The following is a 430-nucleotide window of genomic DNA, read 5'->3' on the forward strand; positions in this document are numbered from 1 at the left end:
TCTCCGCGGTCGGCAACGTCCAGCTGTTCTACAACGGCACCAGCGTCGAGGCCGACAGGGTCGTCTACGACCAGAAGACCAAGCGCCTGCATGCCGAGGGCAACATCCGCATGACGGATGCCGACGGCAAGATCACCTATGCCGAGATCCTGGATCTCAGCGACGACTACCGCGACGGTTTCGTCGATTCGCTGCGCGTGGACACGGCCGACCAGACCCGCATGGCCGCGAGCCGCTCCGACCGCTCCAACGGCAACTACACGGTGTTCGAGAACGGCGTCTACACGGCCTGCGCGCCGTGCAAGGACGATCCGAAGAAGCCGCCGCTGTGGCAGGTCAAGGGTGCGCGCATCATCCACGACCAGCAGGAGAAGATGCTGTATTTCGAGACGGCGCAGCTCGAGTTCTTCGGCGTGCCTATCGCCTACAT

At 63.5% G+C, this 430-nt stretch carries 1 protein-coding gene; it reads left to right on the forward strand.

Annotated features, from left to right (window positions below; all coding sequences use genetic code 11):
* Nucleotides 1–430: LPS-assembly protein LptD (locus LE190_RS21520; protein ID WP_225240621.1), on the forward strand; the 430-nt coding region annotated here is incomplete at both ends.

It is taken from the genome of Massilia hydrophila, assembly GCF_020208145.1.
GTDB classification, from domain to species: domain Bacteria; phylum Pseudomonadota; class Gammaproteobacteria; order Burkholderiales; family Burkholderiaceae_D; genus Telluria; species Telluria hydrophila.